This is a genomic window from Litchfieldia alkalitelluris, from assembly GCF_002153425.1.
In the GTDB taxonomy this organism is placed as follows: Bacteria; Bacillota; Bacilli; order Bacillales; family Salisediminibacteriaceae; genus Evansella; species Evansella alkalicola.
Window position 1 is genome coordinate 1,371,671 of the sequence record NZ_KZ119600.1, and the last position, 20,307, is coordinate 1,391,977.

20 protein-coding genes are annotated in these 20,307 nt (G+C 38.4%); 15 read left to right on the plus strand and 5 right to left on the minus strand.

Translation table 11 applies throughout. The features are described 5' to 3' along the window. The first annotated feature begins 8 nt into the window (after positions 1-8). From BW724_RS06415 to BW724_RS06425, 3 genes are all read left to right on the plus strand, one after another. Positions 9-737 carry a sirohydrochlorin chelatase gene (locus tag BW724_RS06415; protein WP_140354921.1) on the plus strand — a complete coding sequence of 243 codons (729 nt, stop codon included), beginning with the start codon at positions 9-11 and terminating at the stop codon, positions 735-737. 65 nt (positions 738-802) lie between these two features. After that, positions 803-1,411, plus strand: a complete 609-nt coding sequence (locus BW724_RS06420) for a precorrin-2 dehydrogenase/sirohydrochlorin ferrochelatase family protein (protein ID WP_088074444.1) — start codon at positions 803-805, stop codon at positions 1,409-1,411. Positions 1,412-1,479: 68 nt separating this feature from the next. Continuing rightward, positions 1,480-2,775, plus strand: coding sequence for an MFS transporter (locus BW724_RS06425; protein WP_088074445.1), 1,296 nt, complete (start codon positions 1,480-1,482; stop codon positions 2,773-2,775). Between the two features lie 814 nt (positions 2,776-3,589). Here the strand turns inward: BW724_RS06425 and BW724_RS06430 are convergent. The 3 genes from BW724_RS06430 to BW724_RS06440 form a co-directional block, all read right to left on the minus strand. Beyond that, on the minus strand, positions 3,590-4,480 hold the full coding sequence (locus BW724_RS06430) for an IS3 family transposase (protein WP_140354900.1): 891 nt from the start codon (positions 4,478-4,480) through the stop codon (positions 3,590-3,592). Beyond that, the gene (locus BW724_RS06435; protein ID WP_235848887.1) at positions 4,477-4,773 is read right to left on the minus strand and encodes a transposase; all 297 of its coding nucleotides are present in this window, start codon (positions 4,771-4,773) and stop codon (positions 4,477-4,479) included. The genes BW724_RS06430 and BW724_RS06435 overlap by 4 nt, the downstream gene beginning before the upstream one ends. A gap of 1,055 nt (positions 4,774-5,828) precedes the next feature. Continuing rightward, positions 5,829-6,053: a hypothetical protein gene (locus tag BW724_RS06440; RefSeq protein ID WP_088074446.1), complete on the minus strand. Its 225-nt coding sequence runs from the start codon at positions 6,051-6,053 to the stop codon at positions 5,829-5,831. 442 nt (positions 6,054-6,495) lie between these two features. On the opposite strand from BW724_RS06440, the gene BW724_RS06445 reads away from it, so the two are divergent. Continuing rightward, the gene (locus tag BW724_RS06445) at positions 6,496-9,399 is read left to right on the plus strand and encodes a tetratricopeptide repeat protein (protein WP_088074447.1); all 2,904 of its coding nucleotides are present in this window, start codon (positions 6,496-6,498) and stop codon (positions 9,397-9,399) included. A 235-nt stretch (positions 9,400-9,634) separates the two neighbouring features. After that, positions 9,635-10,012, plus strand: a complete 378-nt coding sequence (locus tag BW724_RS06450; protein WP_088074448.1) for a DUF1761 domain-containing protein — start codon at positions 9,635-9,637, stop codon at positions 10,010-10,012. A 117-nt stretch (positions 10,013-10,129) separates the two neighbouring features. Here the strand turns inward: BW724_RS06450 and BW724_RS06455 are convergent, their stop codons facing one another. Next, positions 10,130-10,813, minus strand: coding sequence for a YetF domain-containing protein (locus BW724_RS06455; protein ID WP_088074449.1), 684 nt, complete (start codon positions 10,811-10,813; stop codon positions 10,130-10,132). A gap of 103 nt (positions 10,814-10,916) precedes the next feature. Between BW724_RS06455 and BW724_RS06460 the strand changes: the two genes are divergently transcribed. Continuing rightward, positions 10,917-12,020 carry a GNAT family N-acetyltransferase gene (locus BW724_RS06460; protein WP_088074450.1) on the plus strand — a complete coding sequence of 368 codons (1,104 nt, stop codon included), beginning with the start codon at positions 10,917-10,919 and terminating at the stop codon, positions 12,018-12,020. Between the two features lie 96 nt (positions 12,021-12,116). On the opposite strand, the gene BW724_RS06465 is transcribed toward BW724_RS06460, so the two are convergent. Further along, positions 12,117-12,392 carry a spore coat protein gene (locus tag BW724_RS06465; protein ID WP_088077728.1) on the minus strand — a complete coding sequence of 92 codons (276 nt, stop codon included), beginning with the start codon at positions 12,390-12,392 and terminating at the stop codon, positions 12,117-12,119. A 582-nt stretch (positions 12,393-12,974) separates the two neighbouring features. Between BW724_RS06465 and BW724_RS06470 the strand changes: the two genes are divergently transcribed. From BW724_RS06470 to BW724_RS06515, 9 genes are all read left to right on the plus strand, one after another. Then, positions 12,975-13,244, plus strand: a complete 270-nt coding sequence (locus BW724_RS06470; RefSeq protein ID WP_088074451.1) for an AbrB/MazE/SpoVT family DNA-binding domain-containing protein — start codon at positions 12,975-12,977, stop codon at positions 13,242-13,244. Further along, complete coding sequence (locus tag BW724_RS06475; protein ID WP_088074452.1) at positions 13,237-13,647, plus strand: PIN domain-containing protein; 411 nt, start codon at positions 13,237-13,239, stop codon at positions 13,645-13,647. Before BW724_RS06470 ends, BW724_RS06475 begins: the two co-directional genes overlap by 8 nt. A gap of 146 nt (positions 13,648-13,793) precedes the next feature. Beyond that, positions 13,794-14,093: a hemerythrin domain-containing protein gene (locus BW724_RS06480; protein ID WP_088074453.1), complete on the plus strand. Its 300-nt coding sequence runs from the start codon at positions 13,794-13,796 to the stop codon at positions 14,091-14,093. A 180-nt stretch (positions 14,094-14,273) separates the two neighbouring features. Further along, entirely contained in the window at positions 14,274-14,726 is a 453-nt protein-coding gene (locus BW724_RS06485; RefSeq protein WP_088074454.1) for a V4R domain-containing protein, read from the plus strand. A gap of 613 nt (positions 14,727-15,339) precedes the next feature. Further along, on the plus strand, positions 15,340-15,738 hold the full coding sequence (locus BW724_RS06490; protein WP_088074455.1) for a MarR family winged helix-turn-helix transcriptional regulator: 399 nt from the start codon (positions 15,340-15,342) through the stop codon (positions 15,736-15,738). Between the two features lie 371 nt (positions 15,739-16,109). Then, positions 16,110-16,547 (plus strand): pentapeptide repeat-containing protein, encoded by a 438-nt coding sequence (locus tag BW724_RS06495; protein WP_088074456.1) that lies wholly within the window; start codon positions 16,110-16,112, stop codon positions 16,545-16,547. Positions 16,548-16,663: 116 nt separating this feature from the next. Continuing rightward, positions 16,664-17,161, plus strand: coding sequence for a DinB family protein (locus BW724_RS06500; protein WP_088074457.1), 498 nt, complete (start codon positions 16,664-16,666; stop codon positions 17,159-17,161). A gap of 318 nt (positions 17,162-17,479) precedes the next feature. Further along, on the plus strand, positions 17,480-17,734 hold the full coding sequence (locus BW724_RS06505) for a hypothetical protein (protein WP_140354922.1): 255 nt from the start codon (positions 17,480-17,482) through the stop codon (positions 17,732-17,734). Positions 17,735-18,348: 614 nt separating this feature from the next. Beyond that, positions 18,349-19,959 (plus strand): glycoside hydrolase family 9 protein, encoded by a 1,611-nt coding sequence (locus tag BW724_RS06515; RefSeq protein ID WP_088074460.1) that lies wholly within the window; start codon positions 18,349-18,351, stop codon positions 19,957-19,959. The last annotated feature ends 348 nt before the right edge of the window (positions 19,960-20,307 follow it).

Sequence of the window (20,307 nt, forward strand, 5' to 3'; positions counted from 1 at the left end):
GGATCGTTGTGGAAGCAGTCGTGTATGCCGGACACGGAAGCCGGACAGAATCAGGTAACAGGACATTTACTAGCTTTGTGAACCGTGTAACGGAAAAGGTCGACGTGCCTATACAAGAGATAGGATTTCTGGAATCGGCAACGCCCAGCATCCCTGACGCCATAGAAACGGCAGTGAGGAGAGGGGCCACTTCCATTACTGTGATGCCTGTGCTTCTGATGCCAGGGGTTCATGTGAATGAAGATATTCCGGACATCATCTCCGTGTCAAAAAAGCAGTATGAAAATGTTCAGTTTCATTATGGTAGTCCATTAGGAGCAGATGAGCTGGCGATTCAAACAATGCAAAGTAAACTGCCTGATGATGCGGATGGCACTATTGTTTTAGTCGGGCACGGCAGTAGGGATTCTGAGGCAAAAACAGCATTTACGGAGTTAACAAACTTATTTGCTGAACAGACTGGCTTCCAATCAGATCAAGCCTTCATAAAAAGTACAGCACCGTCGATTTCAGAGAAGCTCCAACAATTGCTGGAAGAAGGGCATCAAACGATTTACCTCCTTCCATACCTCCTGTTCACTGGAGGTTTCATGAATAAGATCGCAAGGGAGATTGCCCCCTTTCAAGCGAGTTATGGCGACTGTCGTATCATACTTTGTGAACCGGCAGGCTTTGATAATCGAATGGAATCTTTGTTGGAAAAACGAGTAGAAGAAGCTAGAACGAGAAGGTCGTAATGAAAAGCAAGTAAAACAACTTTTTAATATAACAATTGTATTTTTTTAAGAAAGGCGAGATAACGATGTATCCAGTGATGCTTCATCTCTGCAGTAAGCCTATCGTCGTCATCGGTGGAGGCGCTGTCGCAGAGCGCAAAGTAGTAGGTCTGCTAGATGGCGGCGCAACGGCGATCACGTTGGTTAGTCCTGAAATAACCGATACCTTAAGGGAGCTTGTTCGTGAGGGAATCGTTGTTTGGCAGCAGAAGCAGTATGAGAAAAATGATTTAGAAGGTGCATTCTTAATTATTGCTGCCACGGATTGTGCTAGCGTTAATACTGAAGTTTTGCAAGGGAAGGCTCCAAATCAACTGGTCAACATCGCCGATAACCCTGGGCAATCTGACTTTCAAGTTCCTGCAGTTTATCGAAATGGTGACTTAAGCATTGCCATTTCCACAGGGGGAGCAAGTCCCATGCTTGCTAAAAAAATTAAGCGGGATATCGCTCATCTATTTGATGAGGAATACAACGAGTTTATTAAATTTTTATCCATGGCACGCCAAAGGATCCTTGCAGAAATATCAGATCCTGGAAAAAAGCGGGTGCTGTTACGAGAAGTGATGAGTGACCGTTTCTTATCAAGTGGGTCGAGGGCGGAACTATTTGAAGAGTTGCTTCGGCGGAGATAAATATTAGTTTTTTGTAGAAATTTAAATGTAATTGAGATTATTAATTTGGGATATTGGGGGAGTACTGGATGGCAAAGATAAAGGAATGGCAACCAGAAGATGAGCAATTTTGGAATAGAACAGGAAAGAAAGTTGCAAATAAGAACTTAAAACTATCGGTTTTTGCTCTAATACTTGCGTTTATCATTTGGCAATTATGGTCTGTAACGGCAGTAAAATTGAATGATGTTGGTTTTGAATTCACGAATAGTCAATTATTCACCTTGGCAGCATTACCTGGTTTAACGGGAGCGACGTTTCGTTTGTTATATACTTTTTTACCGGGAATTCTTGGTGGGAAAAAGACAACACTACTTACAACCGGGGTTCTTTTAATTCCTGCAATAGGGATCGGGATTGCCGTCCAAAATCCAGATACTAGTTTTATCACAATGGCAATCTTAGCAGCTTTATGTGGATTAGGTGGAGGAAATTTAGCTTCTTCCACAGCATCTTTAAATCCTTTTTACCCAAAAAGGGCAAAGGGAACTGCAAACGGTATAAATGTAGGTATCGGTAATTTAGGTGTTAGTGCTGTACAATTCCTAACGCCAATTGTGATTAGTTTAGGATTTATTGGAGCATTAACAGGTGGTGGACAAGTATTACCAGACGGCACGGAAATATATATCCAAAATGCCGCGTTCATATGGGTCATTCCTATTATTATATCGTTTATCTTGACGCTATTCTTTATGGATGAATTACCAAACACGAAACAAAGTGTAAAAAGCCAATTAGCTGTATTAAAGTTAAAGCACACATGGGTTATGGCGTGGTTGTATATTATGTGCTTCGGTTCCTTTATCGGATTTGCAGCAGCTTTCCCATTGCTTATAAATAGTGAGTTTGCAGAACTAAATGGGGTTCAATTTGCATTTTTAGGGCCTTTAATTGGGGCTTCGATCCGTCCTATTGGTGGTTGGTTAGCCGATAAAGTGGACAGTGGATCGAAGGTAACGTTTTGGACGATTGTTAGTATGATTTTAGCTACATTAGGCATTATTTTCTTCTTATCTGTTGGGAATTTTGTTGGGTTTCTCATTATGTTTATCATTTTATTTGCAGGAACGGGTATTGCCAATGGTGCAACGTTCAGAATGGTGCCATTTATATTCGACGCAAAACAATCTGCACCAGTTCTTGGATTGATCGCTGCATTTGCAGCATACGGAGCATTTTTCATTCCTAAAATCTTCGGCTGGTCCATTGATACAACTGGCAGCGCAATATTCGCTCTATATGCCTTTGTTTTATATTATGTAGTCAGCTTATTTGTTTGCTGGTTCTGGTATTCGAGGAAAAACTCAGGTATTGCTTGTTGATTTGGAGTAGCGGTATTGAGTGTAGGTGGGGCAGGTGGAGCAGTGACGGGATTGGGGGTTGACAACGGGTATCGTGCGGCTAACAGGGAGTGGGACTTGACAACCTCTCACTGGATAGTTCTCGAAAGTTGAGTTGGTCGAATGCTCCGGGCACTAATGTGGCCTGATAGTTCCCGGAGCCTGATCAGGTCGAGAGCTTCGGGCACTAATGTGGTCTGATAGTTCCCGAAAGCTGATCAGGTAGAGTACTTCGGGCACTAATGTCGTTTGATAGTTCCCGGAGCCTGATCAAGTCGAGTGCTCCGGGCACTAAAGTCGTCTGATAGTTCCCGAAGCCTGATCAAGTCGAGAGCTTCGGGCACTAATGTGGTCTGATAGTTCCCGGAGCCTGATCAAGTCGAGAGCTTCGGGCACTAAAGTCGTCTGATAGTTCCCGAAAGTTGATCTGGTCGAGAGCTTCGGGCACTAATGTGGTCTGATAGTTCCCGGAGCTTTATCAGGTCGAGAGCTTCGGGCACTAATGTCGTCTGATAGTTCCCGAAGCCTGATCAGGTCGAGAGCTTCGGGCACTAATGTGGTCTGATAGTTCCCGGATCCTGATCAAGTCGAGTGGTTCGGGCAAATAAACTAGATTTAATTTACCTTTATCCGATCCCCCCAAGAGCTTCGGGCAAATAAATGGACTTATGTCAAGAAAGTAGAGTCCCTTTTTCTCTGGAAAACAGTCAGTAATCCTTGTCTAATGCTAGTGTATTTCAACTTTTAAGTCCTTGTAAAATTTGGTTATTCATAGTTTGTCATCTTACTGTCCGACTTATGACGCTTTTAATTGCTGGCCTGCGAGAAAATTAAATTCGTATTGATCTGGGCTTACATACCCTAAAGTTGAATGCCTACGGCGCTTGTTGTAACGTGCACTTATGTAATAATTAACAGCCTTCATCGCCTCTGCTTTTGTGTTGAAGCGTCTTCTGTAAATCAATTCTTTCTTGATTGTGGCATGAAAAGATTCAATACAAGCATTATCGTAAGGGTTTCCTTTGCGACTCATACTAATCTGGCAGCCTTCTTCCTTTAGGAGATCTATATATTCCTTCGAACAATATTGAGACCCCCTATCTGAATGATGAATTAGCTTTTCTGACGGCGACCTGTTAACCAGAGCCATCTTTAAAGCAGTACTACACAATTCTACACGCATGTGGTCAGCCATATACCAACCCACAATTTTACGTGAGAAGAGGTCCATGACCGTCGCTAAATAAACCCAGCCTTGTACTGTGCGGATGTAAGTTATATCAGTAACCCATAACCTGTCTGGTTCATCGACAGTAAAATTTCGTTTGACTAAGTCTGTATATAACGGCAATTCGTGATTAGAGTCTGTTGTCACGACATACGCTTGTTCCTGGGTTGCTTTTAATCCCATTTCTTTCATCAAGCGTGCAACTGTCTTCTGAGAAACCGTATATCCCCATTCAATGAGGTCAGCGTGGATACGTGGACTACCGTATGTTCCAAAGCTCTCATGAAACGATTTATTGATCTTTTGACATAGCTCTTGCCTATAAATCTCTTTCTCAGTGGGACCCTGTCGTTGACGCCCCACCCACTTGTAATAACCACTAACTGAAACCTTTAATACCTTGCACATCTTCACAACCGTATGTTCATCACGATGCGTATCTATGAATTGATACTTTATTCTTGGTTTCGCGTGAAGATGTGCATTGCCTTTTTTAAGATTTCGTTCTCCTCTTCTTTCTCACGAAGCTGCTTTTCATACTCAGCTTTTATCTTTTTAAGTTCCTTCGGTGTAACATACTCTTCTCCTTCTGATTTGCTTCTTAACTCTTCACGAGCCTCCCTTACCCACCGCGATACAGACTTTGGCGAGATCTCAAGTTCATAAGCCAATTCTGTTGTTTTTCGTCCTTCCTCTAACACTAACTTGACTACATATTCTTTATATTCTTGTGAATAACGTTTCTGAGACACTGGGCCACATCCCTCTCCTATTAGTTAATTTAATTATAGACTGTGTCCCATTACTAAGTCTCTACTTTTTAGACTAACTCAATAAAACCGATTTATTTTACCTTTATGCGATTCTCCCAAGAGCTTCGGGCAAATAAACTAGATTTATTTTACCTTTTCGTGATACCTCCGAGTGCTTCGGGCAAATAAACTAGATTTGTTTTACCTTTATGCGATTCCCCCAAGAGCTCCGGGCAAATAAAACCGATTTATTTTACCTTTACGCGATTCCTCCACGTGCTTCGGGCAAATAAACTAGATTTGTTTTACCTTTATGCGATTCCCCCAAGAGCTCCGGGCAAATAAAACCGATTTATTTTACCTTTATAAGATCGAGCCAAGTACTTCGGGCAAATAAAACCGATTTATTTTACCTTTACGCGATTCCTCCACGTGCTTCGGGCAAATAAACTAGATTTGTTTTACCTTTATAAGATCCAGCCAAGTACTTCGGGCAAATAAACCAGATTTATTTTACCTTTACACGATTCCTCCAAGATCTTCGGGCAAATAAAACCGATTTATTTTACCTTTATAAGATCCAGCCAAGAGCTTCGGGCAAATAAACTAGATTTATTTTACCTTAATGCGATTCCAACAAGAGCTTCGGGCAAATAAACCCAGTTTATTTTACCTTTATGCGATTCTCCCGAGTGCTCCGGGCAAATAAAACCGATTTATTTTACCTTTACGCGATACCTCCAAGAGCTTCGGGCAAATAAACTAGATTTATTTTACCTTTATGAACTCCCCTCAAGAGCTTCGGGTAAATAAACCCATTATATTTTACCTTTACACAATTCCCCCATGAGCTTCAGGCAATTAAACCAAATTTTTCCTAGACACTAAATCCGATATATCAAAGAATGAGGCCAGAATTTCAACAAAAAAATACTGTCCCTCATTATCAAAAAAAGAGTGCAAGAAATACAACTAACCACCTATATTCATTTTCACAGAATGAAGACTGAACCGAAGTTTTAGGTAACCCGGACCCCGTTCCCCGATACTAATAACTATAAATTTGTTATCACCAAGATGATTCCGAGCAGGATAAGTATGACACTCTGATTCGATTCATCTGTAATGGAAACTAGAATAACAGAATAAATAAGAGCAGATATAACGTCTGCGTCGAGTAATAACGATATGATAATGGTCAAAACGATTAAAGAAGTAGTAATTACTAACTGATTTGACTGTTTTTTTTCTGTCTCCTTTTCCTTTTCCTTCTCCTCCAATTTGCTCACCTCTTTCACTTTAATATATGAAGTCGAGAAAAAGAAGGGTATCGAAAAAGGAGCAAATAAGAATACGGCCTATGAAGGGGGAGCAGGGAAAAAAAGGTGCTCGCCCCCTCCCCACAATTAGATGCAACATCATCCAGTTAGCGGGCCGAGCTGCTTACGAAGTAAAACGATATTAGAAACCAGACAACACTCTAGATAGACGACTGTGTTCAAAGTGTCCGTCTTTCGTAGTTGTTTTGCTGTCGGTGACCAAATTACTTTTCCTTTCTATTTTGATACAGTTCTTAAGTCATTTAATGTGGAATAAGATAATTATGGTCGAAAAAACAAGAGAAAAAACGAACAGATAGGGAGAAGATTATTTGATTGACACTAGATTGACGCTAATCAAAAGGCTTCATTGATTTTTAGCAAAGCAGTTGGAGGTTTAAACATGACGAAAAATCAGCTTATTAATAAAACATATTATAGAGTATTCGTAACGGAATACGAGAATCAGCAACCATCGGAAACTGTAGAACGAGTGCAAAACCAGCAAGCCGTGGAGCGAGTTTCCCTAACTGAACTGGGGGGACGGGGTGAACTTGTAGAGCGAGCGCAAAGGATGCAAAACCAGCACCCTGGTCAACACACAGATTCTGTTCAACGGACGAAACATACTCAAAGAGTGGAATCATCGCACCCTATTCATCTACTCGGCCATATATTTTTTACCGAACAATCCATGGAGCAGGCAGACTTATCACCTATTCGGTTCGCCCAAGGAGAGTACTATTATCATGTGAAAGATTACGAAGCTGCGATTTATAAGTGGTCGAATGTGGAGGGAGAGCTTGGAGATTGGGCCAAGAAAAACATTGGTGATGCTTATTATGAGCTTGGCTGGTTGAGGGATGCGGAAAAAACATATCAGTCTATCAGATCGAAAGATGAGGTTCTTTCAATTGAAATAGCGTTACAATTAGCTTCCCTTTACGCTGAGAAAAATGATGTGGAACGACTCTATCTGTCTATTAATAAAGCCATATCCATCAACCCCGATTATCCAAATGTGACGGAGTTAGGGCGCACCATCTATGAGCAGCATCAAGATTGGCAAAACGCAGTCGTCCTCGTTGTAAATGAAGCCGTACGAACGGAGGATACATCTTGGTTTGACTTGTTAAAAACGTATGTTGATAAAGGGTACACCAGAGATTTCGTACCTGATTATTTTCAAGATTCCCTTCAAGTTTTAGCCAAAGTGGATGAAAGTAGATTTGCACAACTTCTTAAATCCCTGAACAACAGCTATATAGGTCAAGCCGCCTTTGTGGATTGGGTAAAAACGTTAAATGATCTATTATTAGGGGTGGAAGAAATAGAGGAACGGGGTCCAAAACAGGACATTTCCACCGTTCTTCATCACTCGTATCTTGAATTAATGACTGGAGAGTATTTACTTAATGAATTAAAAACAGTTATGCCTGACTTGTTAACGAACTGGCTAAACGCCATGAGTGGAGAACAGGCACTTGTCCCAGCAACTGCCGTGATGGCTTGGAATGAGATTTTTCCATCTACATTAACGATCGATACATTAAGGGAATCGGAGCACCATCTTTTTAACAATGATATTAGTTTTTATGACAGCACTGAAGAAGTCCTTACCTTACTAGAGGCAATCATGGCATGGGCTGACAAACATACGATTGGGGAAAAAATTAAGTGGCTATCAAGGAAACTGTTAAAGGCTTCTGAAAGAGGGAACAAACATTTACTTGTTACGGGTCGAAAAGGTAGTGGGGCAGCTGAAACTATTAATGCTATCCTCGGTGAGAACTTACTAGGCGATGAGAATATTACGATGTTTATTGAAAAAGCAACAGGTACAAACACTCTGACTGAAATAAAAAATGACGGTGTTCAGCCTGTAACCGATATGGTAACCCTTCAGAATAATGATCTAGTAGAATTAAGATGGTCAACACCATCCCCATTGCAGAAACTCGATTTTTCACTCATCAGTATTCCTGAAATGAGTGGGGGGCATGGGCAGGAAAATGATATCTTCAATTACTCGAACGTTTCTGATGGCATACTTTATGTGTTGGACGATCATGAGGTTTTGCGAGAAGGTGGAATTCCTGAACTGGATCAAGTGAATCATCAACATGTTCCTGTTCATTTCCTCATTCGTGGTGAGAGGGAATCTAAGGCAACTCGAGAAAGAATACAAGAATTCTATCCGAATGCAGAGGTATTCACCCTCTCCAATATAACTTCGGACATGTCAACAGGTAACAATCTCGTCCACTTTATTAATCGGAACTACCATATAGACAGAGAAAATTCTACTCAGCATCTCATTTCTAAAGTATTGTATCTTATTCGATCAGCTTTAGTGGAGCTACTGAAAGGTAGAACAACTGCTGAAAATTCGTTTAACTTTAATCTGTCCTTCATTGAAGAGCTCACGGGAAAACTTCAAGGTTTGGAATCCTCTCTGCAGGATAAGCTAAAGGAAAACACGCTTTCGATTACAGAAGCGTATCGGGTATTAAAAGATAACACAAGGCGAAACATAGAGGTTAGACTTCCTAAAATTTTACAAGAATGCACACAATATATTAAAGAAGATAGTAACTTCCGAGAAATTCATATAGAGTTAGATAATAAAATGAATGAAGCCATTCAGACATATGTGCAGGACAGTTTAATTCCAAAGTTTAAGAGTGATATTCAAAATTGGATGAATGAAGCGGAAAGAGAACTCAATGAAACACAGTGTTATTTAGAAGAAATGAGTGAAACGATAAATACGTCGATGGAGGAGAAGAAGGTAGCACTTGCAGGTGATCTACAGATTCTCTTAGATTGGAAACGAGATATTAATAGGTTAACTTATCGAATAGAGATAGATAAGGTTAACATTATGACTCGTAATAAGCCGGCGCAGATGCTATTAAAAAGCGCTGGAAAAATTTTTGGTAACCTTCAACAAAATAAACAGATTCTTTATAACCAGTATAAGAAGAAGGTTGAAAATGATAGCTATGAAGATGTGACGACAAGTCTCATAGAAAAGTTCTTCTTTGAGTTTAATTTATTTGAGAAAACGATGAAATCGGATATAGCTTTATTTTTTGAAGAGCCGTTAGTGCGAGTGCATGAGCTTATTACTAATGTTCAGGCAGAGAAGGAATCAGTCAAGGAGCAACTACTACATTTAAAAGAAAATCCTGAACTGTTTTACGATCCATTAAAGGTGTTTGAAGTAAGAGCTCTTCAGTGCGACATGTTAAAAAAAGTTAATGAAGACATCACGATCTCATACTACCCCATGGAAGGGAAATAAAATTTGGTGTCTGCCTCAGTGTGAGAATGCTTTCGTGCACTATGGGGCAGGCACCTTTTTATTGAGACAATTTCAAAACAATATATAGAATACACATTGACTTTGTAGGAGTAAATATCTAAAGTTTAGAAATAGGGGAATGATAACAAATGGGGAGGACCACATAGTAATCTTCATTGTTAATTCCCATCAAATAACAACAAACAAACTTTAGAAGAGAGAGGTAGTAAGTTATATGATTTGGGCTATTTTAAGTGGAGTCGTTTTGTACATGGTAAGTGGTATGATTTATTATTCTGTATTAGGAAACCGTTGGGTAGATCTACTAAACATTAAGCCCGAACAGCCTAATTATGGGTTGCTGACCCTTGTTACGGTAATAACTTCAACGATGTTGTATGGTGTCCTTCAACTATCTCAGGCGAAAACTTTAGTAGATGGAGCATTAATCGGTGGGGGCGTTGGAATAATTGTAGCTCTAGCGTATGCAAAGGATTTTATCTTTGGGCTAGGAACAAATAGTAAAAAACCAGCCTCTGTTTATTTTATAGCTGTCGGTTACCATGTGATTGCACTGACATTGATAGGAACTGTAATGATGTTTTTTATATAGTAGTTGATCTATTCAACTCTCAATAATCAAAAATAGAGTAGGAAAATGGACAAGGGGGCAGCCACTTGTCCTTTTGTATATAATTTTTTCGACGTGCAGGCTCCAACAGTTCTCTCGTTAATGGTATGTATTAATATACAGTGAGTCACCTTCAAGCCACTCTGCATAGAATACCCTTTTAACATTAACGATTCCTTGTTTATTAAGTTCATTATGGAGCCACTCCTCGCTGTAACCGGCCTCTATCAAGTTATCAAATACAATTTTTCCATCTGAGATAACGGTAGTAGGTAAATAGACAGACTTCGGACTCATATTAATGTCTTGTTTTGTTGGTGTATCGTAATTCGATTTTTTTAAGATACTAATCGATCCATTTGGCTCTAGAATAGCATAGGATACCTCCCGGATAGAAAAAACGTTTTTACTTCTTAATAGACTTTGTAGTTGATTAATATCAAGACGATTTTTCTTTAGCTGCTGATAATCAATCTTTCCGTTTTGAACGATAATTGCCGGATTTCCTTCTAGGAAACTTCTCGTTTTCTTTATTTTTTGAGTAAGCATTTCAATTAAGTATATAAGAAGCCCCCACAAAGCTACAGCGTAAAGAACGAAGTGTGCCCCTATTTCCTTATCATAAATGGCGTTTCCTACTAATTCTCCAAGTACTAGGGCAGAAATAAAGTCAAAGGGAGTCAGTTGTGTTATTTGTGTCTTTCCAAGCACCTTCGTTATAAGAAGCAATGCGAAAAAACCAATGATAAGCTCAATAGTAAGTTGAATGAAATTCGTATTCACAGTAAAACTCCCCTAACTGCAGGATTTGTTATTTATAGTCCGCTATAATGAAAGAGACTATACAGTAAAGAGGTTAAGTGACTGATGAAAAAGGAGATTACTGATGGAGATTCGTAGATTGAGAGGACCAGAATATAAGCAAGCGATTGAGTTGGCTGATTGTACATTTCGTGAGAAGGGGCAAGTTTCCATGGCTGAAGCTTTTCCTCATGTATTTTCCGAAGAACTAGGGCTTTCTATTGGAGCATTTGATGGAGAGAAGCTTGTAAGTTTCATGGGAATTGTTCCTTCAACGATAAAGGTCGGCCCAGCAAGGTTGAACGTGTTTTCGTTAGGTGCTGTGTGCACGAATGAAAGCTATCGAAAGCAAGGTATTGCTAGCGCTTTACTAAAAGAAGTGTATCGCTTTATTGATGAGGCGCAGGCATCACTTCTGTTTATTTCCGGCGATCGTGGACTTTATACAAGGAACAACTGTTACCATTTTGGGCAGGTAACGAAATACATGCTTGAGGACGCTAGTCGAGTAAATAGAAATGAAGATTGGGACGTAAGACTTGGAAAAAAAGAAGATGTTTTTCAAGTTCAACATTTGCGAGTAAAGGAACAGGTTCAGTTTGAATACAGTGCTGCTGAATGGCTGCTGTTACTTGCGTCAAGTGGATATACGAGAGTTTTTAATAATATGGATCAAGCGTTGTTTGTTGCGGAAAAAAGTGGTGTTGTAGAGGGGTACGTTGTGGTTGGTATGCCATCGGAAAAAAGTACAACGAAATATGGTGTCGTAACAGATTGGGGCGGTAGCAGAAAATCGGTGGTGCATATACTTTTGACTTTATTAAGGGACCGGGTAGTCCCAATGCTAGAAGTGAAGGTGCCTTGGCAGGATCTTTTAAATGATGAGTTAAAGGAGCTTTCTAGTTCGGTGGAAGTAGAGAAAAATGGTGGTACAGTGCATATCGTTAATCCTAACCGATTAATCGCACAGCTAATGCCTTACCTAGGTTCCAAAGGATTGAAGAATGATATACAATTTCAGCAGACTGGCGAAAATAACTATACCATTAATTATGGTGATAATGAGGTTATGTTGTCAAAAGAGGAAATTGTATCGTTAATTTTTAACTTTGAACACGATCTTGATTATCAATTTGAAGGAGTGTTCCCCATACCACTGCCAAGCACGGAAGGCTTATTCTATGTATGACTTAAAATTCCTCGATCTCCAAAATTTCCTGCCCTCTAGTACGACAATTACTAAGTGGACAAGGGGCAGGAACCATTTTTACTATTATATCTTTATTTAGTAATAGTAATATGGGTATGCTGGATAAGCGGGATAATATGGGTATGGTCGGTAATATCCGTACCCAGGTCTTGGGGCTAAAAGTGCACCTGTAGCAAGGCCTCCTAAAAAGCCTAACCCTAAGCCAACGCCAGGGCCTACAAAACCATAACCAGGCCTTCCATATCCCACCCCAGGCCTCCCAAAGCCATAGCCAGGTCCACCATATCCAAACCCAGGTCTCCCCACTCCAATTCCAGGACTTAAAATCCGTTGATCATTGTCATCAATCATTTCCTGATTCCTCACTTCTGGTACTAGGTGATATGAATAGTCATTTGACAAAACAATTCCCTCCTAAAGATGTTATACACTAAAGGGTATGCTTAAATAGCCTATTTGGGTTGGGTATGTGCCTTTTGTGAACAAAATGTGATATCACTTCCTTAATATTTCCAGATTGGGTGGAGAAGACTTCTTAATTTAATTGAAAGAAACGGAAATAGCTGAGGCGCATAAAATGATTGAAAACCTTAAGCGTAACTTTGAGGAAGATATTACATTTTCATATTATGAAAAACGTTTAATATTTCGATGACCAATGGTTTATTTGAATACAATGAGTCAAAGCGAGATGTCCTCAATTGTATTAAAAACGCGGACAAAGCACTACTAGAAGATAAAAACCTCATGTCGTAAGTGCGACATGAGGTCCAAAGAAAGATGCCTGCCTCCAAGTGGTAAAAATGACTTCATTGGGGGCAGGCGTTTTATGATTTATCACTAGCCTTATAGCACTTTTCTTAAGTTTGCAAACACAATTAGTATTACTTATAATGTTGGTAATACAAAAAAACTTGTAAGAGGTGAATTGAGTTGGAATTAGTTAGTGGGAAAATGACAAGTAAAGGTCAAATAACTATCCCAAAAGAACTTAGGGAAAAGTTAGGCTTAAGTGAGGGTGACCAACTTAATTTTTTTATAGAAAATGATGAAGTAAGAATAAAGCCAGTTAAGAAAAAATTATTAAGTCATGCCATTGGAAGATTTGAATCTAAAGAGAATATTGATGTTGAAAAAATGAGAGAGGTTGCTCAAAAGGAAGCATCTAAACATATCTTGTCAGAGGGATTTGAGCATGAATAAATTCCTGGTTGATACAAATGTTCTAATACGACTGATAGTAAAAGATGATCAAAAAAAATTTTCTACTATTGTAAAACTAGTAGAGAAGGTTGAAAGAAATGAGTTAACATTAGTTATCCCTACAATTGTAATAGCTGAATGTTGTTGGTTACTACGGTCATTCTATAAATTGGATAAAACCTTAATAACGGAATATTTAATAGATGTAATTGAGTCTGAAAATGTGGAAGTAGAGGAAGATAACGTAATCAATGTACTTAAGAGATATGCGGAAAAAAATGTTGATTTTGCTGATGCTTTATTAGGGTGCAAATCCAACAGCAATCTTCCTGTTTTAACATGGGATAATAAGGATTTTAAAAAGTTGGACTGTGAATATTATATTCCAGAAGAAATATTATAAATGTTTCAAAAAGGGACATGAGATCCAAAGAAAGATGCCTGCCTCCAATGTGGTAAAAAATACTTCATTGGGGGCAGGCATTTTAATTTTTTTTTGGCCAATGAGAACCGTCCCCATTAGGTTTTTATGAGAAGGTTTTTACATTCATTGTAAGACTGAAGACACATGCTAAACGAGAGGAAGAAGGATTGTTCACATTAATGAAACAGTGTGAAGGGGAACATCACAAAACAATCGAAGTAATGGAAGTCGAACATGACAAGGCAGAACAGCATCTAGACGATTTTCTTACGGAAACGGAGAAAATTACGGGAAAACTTGATGAGTATGCTGCTCAATCTATTACTGTAAACGTCGTCCAAGCTTATGCAACGTTAATCCAACACTTTGCTAACGAAGAAAAAGTTCTTTTTCCTTTGGCGGAGGAAATTCTAACTGGACAGTAGGGATAGATCCCACACATACTGTCCCAAAAGAAGTGATGTCTGAGCCCAAATGCGGAAACATAAGCCGATTTACCTCTTCTAGTTTCAACAGTTTTTTTCTAAAACTTGACTTACATCAATTTCATTCATTTTTCTTCGTGTGATAATAAAAGTAATCAAACGAAAGAAAAGGTGATTGCTATGTCATTTCAATATGAAGATATGAAGAAGATTGATCGAAAGACATTAGGGAAAGAGGTACCACTAGAGTTATTCCGCTCAATACGTTTGATTGGTATGTACCAAGGCCTGCCGTTAAACGGAAAAAGTACAACAGCGACTATAGGGAGAAAGATTGGCGAGAGTTTACCAGTTCATTCAGTAGAGGGGGCTTTAAACTTATTTGAAGAATTAAAGATTGGGATTCCAAGAATCATAGAAAAGAAGGATAACGAATTTCATATTGCAATTGATGAGTGTTTTTGTAAAGGACTTCCTAAACAACCTGGCAATAAAGTCTGTGATCTAGAAGGTGCAATCTTAGAGGGGGCGCTAGAAGGGATTATTAAAAAAAGGGTTCGAGCTCGGGAAGTGAAGTGTAATGTGAATGGTGATGAATGTTGTGAGTATAAGGTGAAAACCTATGAAGTATAAGGAAGTAGAAGTATGTCATTATAACAAAAAAGGGATCTGATTTTTCCCCGAATAACAGCGATTCAAGTATAACCGAAGCGTGTGAGCTATTTGGAACGGGAAGTGGCTGCTTCCCGTTCTTTGCGTTTAAGCTAATATAAAACAATAGGATGCCGCTAGCTAATTTCCCTCCCCCTCTAAAACTTTGTATTAAATTCATTCCTACATTTACTCCAAATGACGTTATGTGCCGAAAGGTTATTAATCAATCAATACGATAAACTTTAATATTTAAGAAAATTGCTAATACGAAAACAAAAACATAAAAAGCTATCCCAGTAAACGAAGTTGCAGCAAAGTATTCGAGGAATCCCATGATTTACCTCCTTTATTAAGTCTTTTTTAATTTGTTTACAGTCATTTATATCGTTATACGATATAAATGACTGTAATTATACTTAATATCTATTATGATTATATCGTAATGTGATATAATTTTTCAATAACAAAGCTAAGTTTCAGTAATACTTATTTCTACATATATTTATGTATATTAAGTAATTATTAACTGCATTTTTTCCCATGTGGCTATAATGGTAGTGTTAGTTGAAATACGTAAATTAGGAGAATGTATATGAATAATCATTTAGATAAAGAAGTTTATGAATCACTCGCTGAGTTTCGGTATCAGTTAAAGAAGTTTCTTCATTTTAGTGATTTAGAAGCACGGAAGGTGGGAATTACCCCGCAACAGCATCAATTACTTCTCGCAATAAAAGGGTATCCAGGGCGCGACTACGTAACACCAAGGGAGTTAGGAGAACGGTTATTTATTACGCATCATGCTTGTGTAGGACTCATTGATAGGTGTGAACAACAAAATCTTGTCACTCGAAAAAGAAATCCTAATGATGGCCGAAGTGTACTGATTTATGTTACAGAAAAGGGGGAGGAGTTTCTAGAAAAGTTGTCTGAGATCCACCTAAATGAAATAAAACGAATACACGTGTTCCATGACGTTTTTGATTTATAGTATCAATTATTGAAGTTTTATCATAACCTTAGAATCTTATATGAAATTGTAAATATTAGAGCATAGTTATAGTAAGTTTTTTTTAAGCCCCTCCAAATCAATTGAGGGGCCTTTTATAAAAATTTAAAAGTATGAGGCGGAACCCTCCCCCCTAGTAGGTGGAGCAAATATTTGGTTAAAAATTCAAGTTGCAGTCTTGTAGTTTTTTAACCCATGTAGGTGTGTGAATATAAATGTATTTTTAATAAAAATATTCAAAATTTTCATTTACATACGAACGTACGTTTTGTATAATGGGCGGTAGAGGGAGTTGGGAAATTATTCAAGGCAAACTAAAACGATAGTATTTAAAAAATGAGGAGGGATTTATGATGAGTGGTATTCCAGAATTAAAAGGAGCAAAAGTGAACCTAGAATTTGCAGATATATCTAAGTCAGAATATAAATCAGTGATGGCCAGTGAGTTAGTATTTGATAATGTTGATTTAAGCGGTACTACCATAAACAATGCGAATATGAGCGGAGTGAAAATTACTGATGCAAATTTAAGTGATTTGGAGATTTGTGGCGCTCAGCTTGGTGGGGCATATATCCACAATATTGGACTACCTACAGAGGGACATCCGAACCATGAGCCTGGTGTAAAACAAAGACCAATAAAGTTCAAACATTGTAATCTCAACGATAGTATTTTCACAGATTGTAACTTAACAAATGTGGAGATTAATGCAAGCGATATAAAGGGCATGAAAATAAATGGTATTTTAGTTGAGGAACTACTTGCATCTTATGTGAAAAATAAGGGATAACTGCTGGAAATACAGTATAAAGTAATTCTGGAAAAATAGATTCTATAGGTATTTTTCAGAAAAGATTGTTATTGATTGATACAGGCATTAAATTTCAATGAGATGGGGAATTAAATATGAGTGAAGAAAGAAACATTATTCATAGTTTCGGTGAATTCTCAACATGGCTAAGCACATTAGAAGATTTGGATGAAACTTTATGGTCGAAGCCGATAAGCGAGGGTAAATGGTCCGTCAGTGAGATAGTAGCCCATATTATGAATTGGGATCATCACCTATTATTTGAAGTTATCCCATCAGTACGAGAAGGAAAGGGAATGGAGTTTCCTGAATGTGATCCTTTTAATAAGAAAGCGTCTGATTACGCAAAATCAGGTGTATCTCAGGCAAAATTATTAAAAGAAGTAAGGTATAAAAGGGAATTACTTGTAAAGGAACTACATACAGTACCTACCGTCATGTTGAACAAACCATTAACTGTAAATGGCGAAACCCATTGTCCACATACGGGATTGCCATATTCCTTAATCGTTATTACTCATCATTTTATCTACCACGATCAGCACCATCAAAAACAAATAACAGAATTCCTAGAGGCAAACACGGTTGTCTGATCGAGTTGTTCAGGGTGCCCCCCAAAAAAGTCCGAAGAAAATACACATATGATTTCTGCAGTAGAAATCATATGTGTATATTTTTGTTATTATAGCTTTTTAACATTAAATCGGGATGGTCTAAAGAAGCTCATGATCCTGGTTTATACAATGGGGAAAAATGTATGTAAATGAAGCAATTGTTTTTTTATGTTAAAATGATAAGAGAGAATATTCTGAATTTACTTTCAAGAAGCTAAGTACCTGATGAAACAAGGAGAATTTATATATTTAAAAACTAAGAAGGATAACTTTAGTTTTCAAGGGGGAGGGATTCCGGTGAGAAACTTCATGATATCTTTGTTTAGTGGCATAATCTTAGGTAGTATTATTGCATTTTTTGTAACTGATGGCCCCATTTTTTTCCGCATTCAAGCTGCACCACACTATGTAGAAAATGCAGCACTAGAAATTAACCCAGACGTTTTCTTTATGTATTTTACTATCATTATTGTTGCAGTCATAATCATATATGCTAGTTTATTTTTATTAGGTAGATTAAGGCATAAAATACGAATGGTATCAAACAAATAATGAATCAAATATAAGTTTAGTGCACTTCTTTGCGCTCTACAAGGTACTGTAGGATAAAGTTCAAATTTGGATTGTTAGTAAACTAGTTTTTATGGTGCTCGCTTATGGATATTGGGTGAAATAGTGAGGGGGGAGACTTCCATTATGCAAAAATTAATAAAGCTGCTATTTTTATGGAGTGTTATTTTTCCCTTGGTAATTACTACTGCATTAATAATTAGGGATGCTCAAAATGATATAAGTATTGCTTTTCATAGGGCTGGAACTTACTTTATTGTTACTTTTCTTTTAGGTTTCCTTTTTTTCCATATTCATAGGTTATACGATTTTTTTCATGAGAATAAATAGCTTTTATTAGGTAAGCATAATGAGTGCCTGTCCCTAGTGCGGTATGCTTTTACTGCAGGGGCGGGCATTTTCATTATTAGTTACCGTCATTTGTACTAATAAATTCTGTTTTGTACATGGTGACGTAGAAGGATAGTTTGATAGAATAGGTGTTAATCGTTACGTCTATGTACCAATGCTTTGGAAAACCTTAATGTAAACCCAATTAACTTAGAGTGTAGTGTTGTTGGTTAGTTCACGTCGTTTCAAATGAGAGGGGTTAAGTGATGACAACAGAAGTGAGAAATATTACAGTAAATCAACTTGGTTACTTGAAAGAGGCTAATAAGGTAGCGATTTTCACCGAGGTTGGTGGGAAATTTGAGGTAATCAATAATGAAAACGGTATCATCGTTTTTGAAGGGGAAACAGGAGAGCCGATCAATGATGAATTAAGTGGCAAGACGGTGTATTATGGTGATTTTTCTGTAGTGACAGAAGAAGGTACATATTATATCAGACAATCTCATTCGACTTCAGCTTCATTTAAGATCGCAGCTCAACCGTATGATGAGTTACATACTAGTCTATTAAAAGGACTATATTTTTTACGATGCGGAATGGATTTAGAAGAAAAATATGCTGGCCCGTGGAAACATGGGAAGTGTCATCTCAAGGAAGCAATTGTGTATGGGGAAGAAGACCATCGCATCGAAACAAGCGGTGGTTGGCATGATGCTGGTGATTACGGAAAGTACATCGTTCCTGGAGCAAAAACATTGGCAGATCTATTCCTTGCCTATGAGTTGTATCCTGACGCATTTAAAACGGTGATCCCTCTTCCGGAGACTGATCATCAAGTTCCTGATGTCCTTCACGAGTGCAGATATGAACTAGAGTGGATGCTGAAAATGCAGGACGAAAGGACCGGTGGAGTATTCCATAAATTGACTACTCTCGAGTTTCCAGAATTAGATGTCATGCCTGAAGATGATCTGGCAGATTTATATTTATCACCTATTTCAGCAACGGCCACGGCAACTTTTTGTGCCGTGATGGCGATGGCAAGTCGAATCTATGAAAAGCTAGACGGTCAGTTTTCTGAAGTGTGTTTAAAGGCTGCCGTTTACGCATGGGAATGGCTTCAGAAGAATCCAGATATACCTGGTTTTAAGAATCCACCTTCCATAAAAACCGGAGAATATGGAGATGCAACAGATACGGACGAACGCTATTGGGCAGCTGCTGAATTATACCGAACAACTGGAGAGAAAGTGTACCATGATGCGTTTCAATCTTTTGCACGTATGGAGTTTCCCAAGTATTCGTTTGGCTGGGTAGACAATGGGGGTTACGGAACGGTCTCGTATTTGTTGAATCGAGAGCATGATGTAGACGATGCCCTCTATAATGATTTAAATAGTGGATTTTTGAAAGAGGCAGAAAGACTTGCGTCCCAGAGCAAGAGGGATGGTTACAAGATCTCTTTAGATGAAAGTGGATACATATGGGGGAGTAACATGGTCCTGATGAATAATGCCATGATATTAGTGCTTGCAACCCACTTTTCTGAAAAAGAAGATTGGTCCTCTATCGCATTGGATCATGTCCATTATTTGCTTGGGAGGAACGTGATGGATATATGCTATGTCACTGGTTTTGGCGATCGTCCAGTACGTAATCCTCATCACCGTCCGTCAGTAGGAGATAACGTGGAAGAACCTGTTCCAGGATATGTTTCTGGAGGCCCAAATAAACATGTGCAAGATGAGGCGGTACAGCATCTAAAGGGTCAGCCTCCAGCACAATGCTTCCGTGATCATATCGATAGTTATTCAACAAATGAGATAACGATCTATTGGAATTCACCGGCGATCTTTGTCCTGTCCGGGACGTAGGGACAGGTACACTGTCCCCAAAAAAGAGTCGTAATCCCCCAATGTGGTAACTTTACTACATTGGGGGAATCTTTTTTTGTGAGGGTGTATGTACACTCTCAATAGTGTTTCTATATATAATTTGTTAAGAAATGTTCTTCAGTGGTGTGAAAGGGGGAGTGTATAAGCATGAAAGGTATAACATTTGAAATTCCAAATGGTTATGGAAAATAACTATTAGACATTTTCCTTTTTTGTGGTGATGAGCATGCTATATCTTTCTACTTTAAATGTAGTTAATTTTCCCTTTGCAAAAGTAGTAAGATGCCTTCGGTAAAAAAAACGAATTTAATTTCCCTTTGCGGAGGG

Coding starts and splice junctions, on each gene's coding strand:
- BW724_RS06490 (WP_088074455.1), top strand. CDS start 15,340: ATGAATAATCATTTAGATAAAGAAGTTTATGAATCACTCGCTGAGTTT.
- BW724_RS06425 (WP_088074445.1), top strand. CDS start 1,480: ATGGCAAAGATAAAGGAATGGCAACCAGAAGATGAGCAATTTTGGAAT.
- BW724_RS06420 (WP_088074444.1), top strand. CDS start 803: ATGTATCCAGTGATGCTTCATCTCTGCAGTAAGCCTATCGTCGTCATC.
- BW724_RS06445 (WP_088074447.1), top strand. CDS start 6,496: ATGACGAAAAATCAGCTTATTAATAAAACATATTATAGAGTATTCGTA.
- BW724_RS06465 (WP_088077728.1), bottom strand. CDS start 12,392: ATGATTGATGACAATGATCAACGGATTTTAAGTCCTGGAATTGGAGTG.
- BW724_RS06515 (WP_088074460.1), top strand. CDS start 18,349: ATGACAACAGAAGTGAGAAATATTACAGTAAATCAACTTGGTTACTTG.
- BW724_RS06450 (WP_088074448.1), top strand. CDS start 9,635: ATGATTTGGGCTATTTTAAGTGGAGTCGTTTTGTACATGGTAAGTGGT.
- BW724_RS06500 (WP_088074457.1), top strand. CDS start 16,664: ATGAGTGAAGAAAGAAACATTATTCATAGTTTCGGTGAATTCTCAACA.
- BW724_RS06495 (WP_088074456.1), top strand. CDS start 16,110: ATGAGTGGTATTCCAGAATTAAAAGGAGCAAAAGTGAACCTAGAATTT.
- BW724_RS06485 (WP_088074454.1), top strand. CDS start 14,274: ATGTCATTTCAATATGAAGATATGAAGAAGATTGATCGAAAGACATTA.
- BW724_RS06460 (WP_088074450.1), top strand. CDS start 10,917: ATGGAGATTCGTAGATTGAGAGGACCAGAATATAAGCAAGCGATTGAG.
- BW724_RS06475 (WP_088074452.1), top strand. CDS start 13,237: ATGAATAAATTCCTGGTTGATACAAATGTTCTAATACGACTGATAGTA.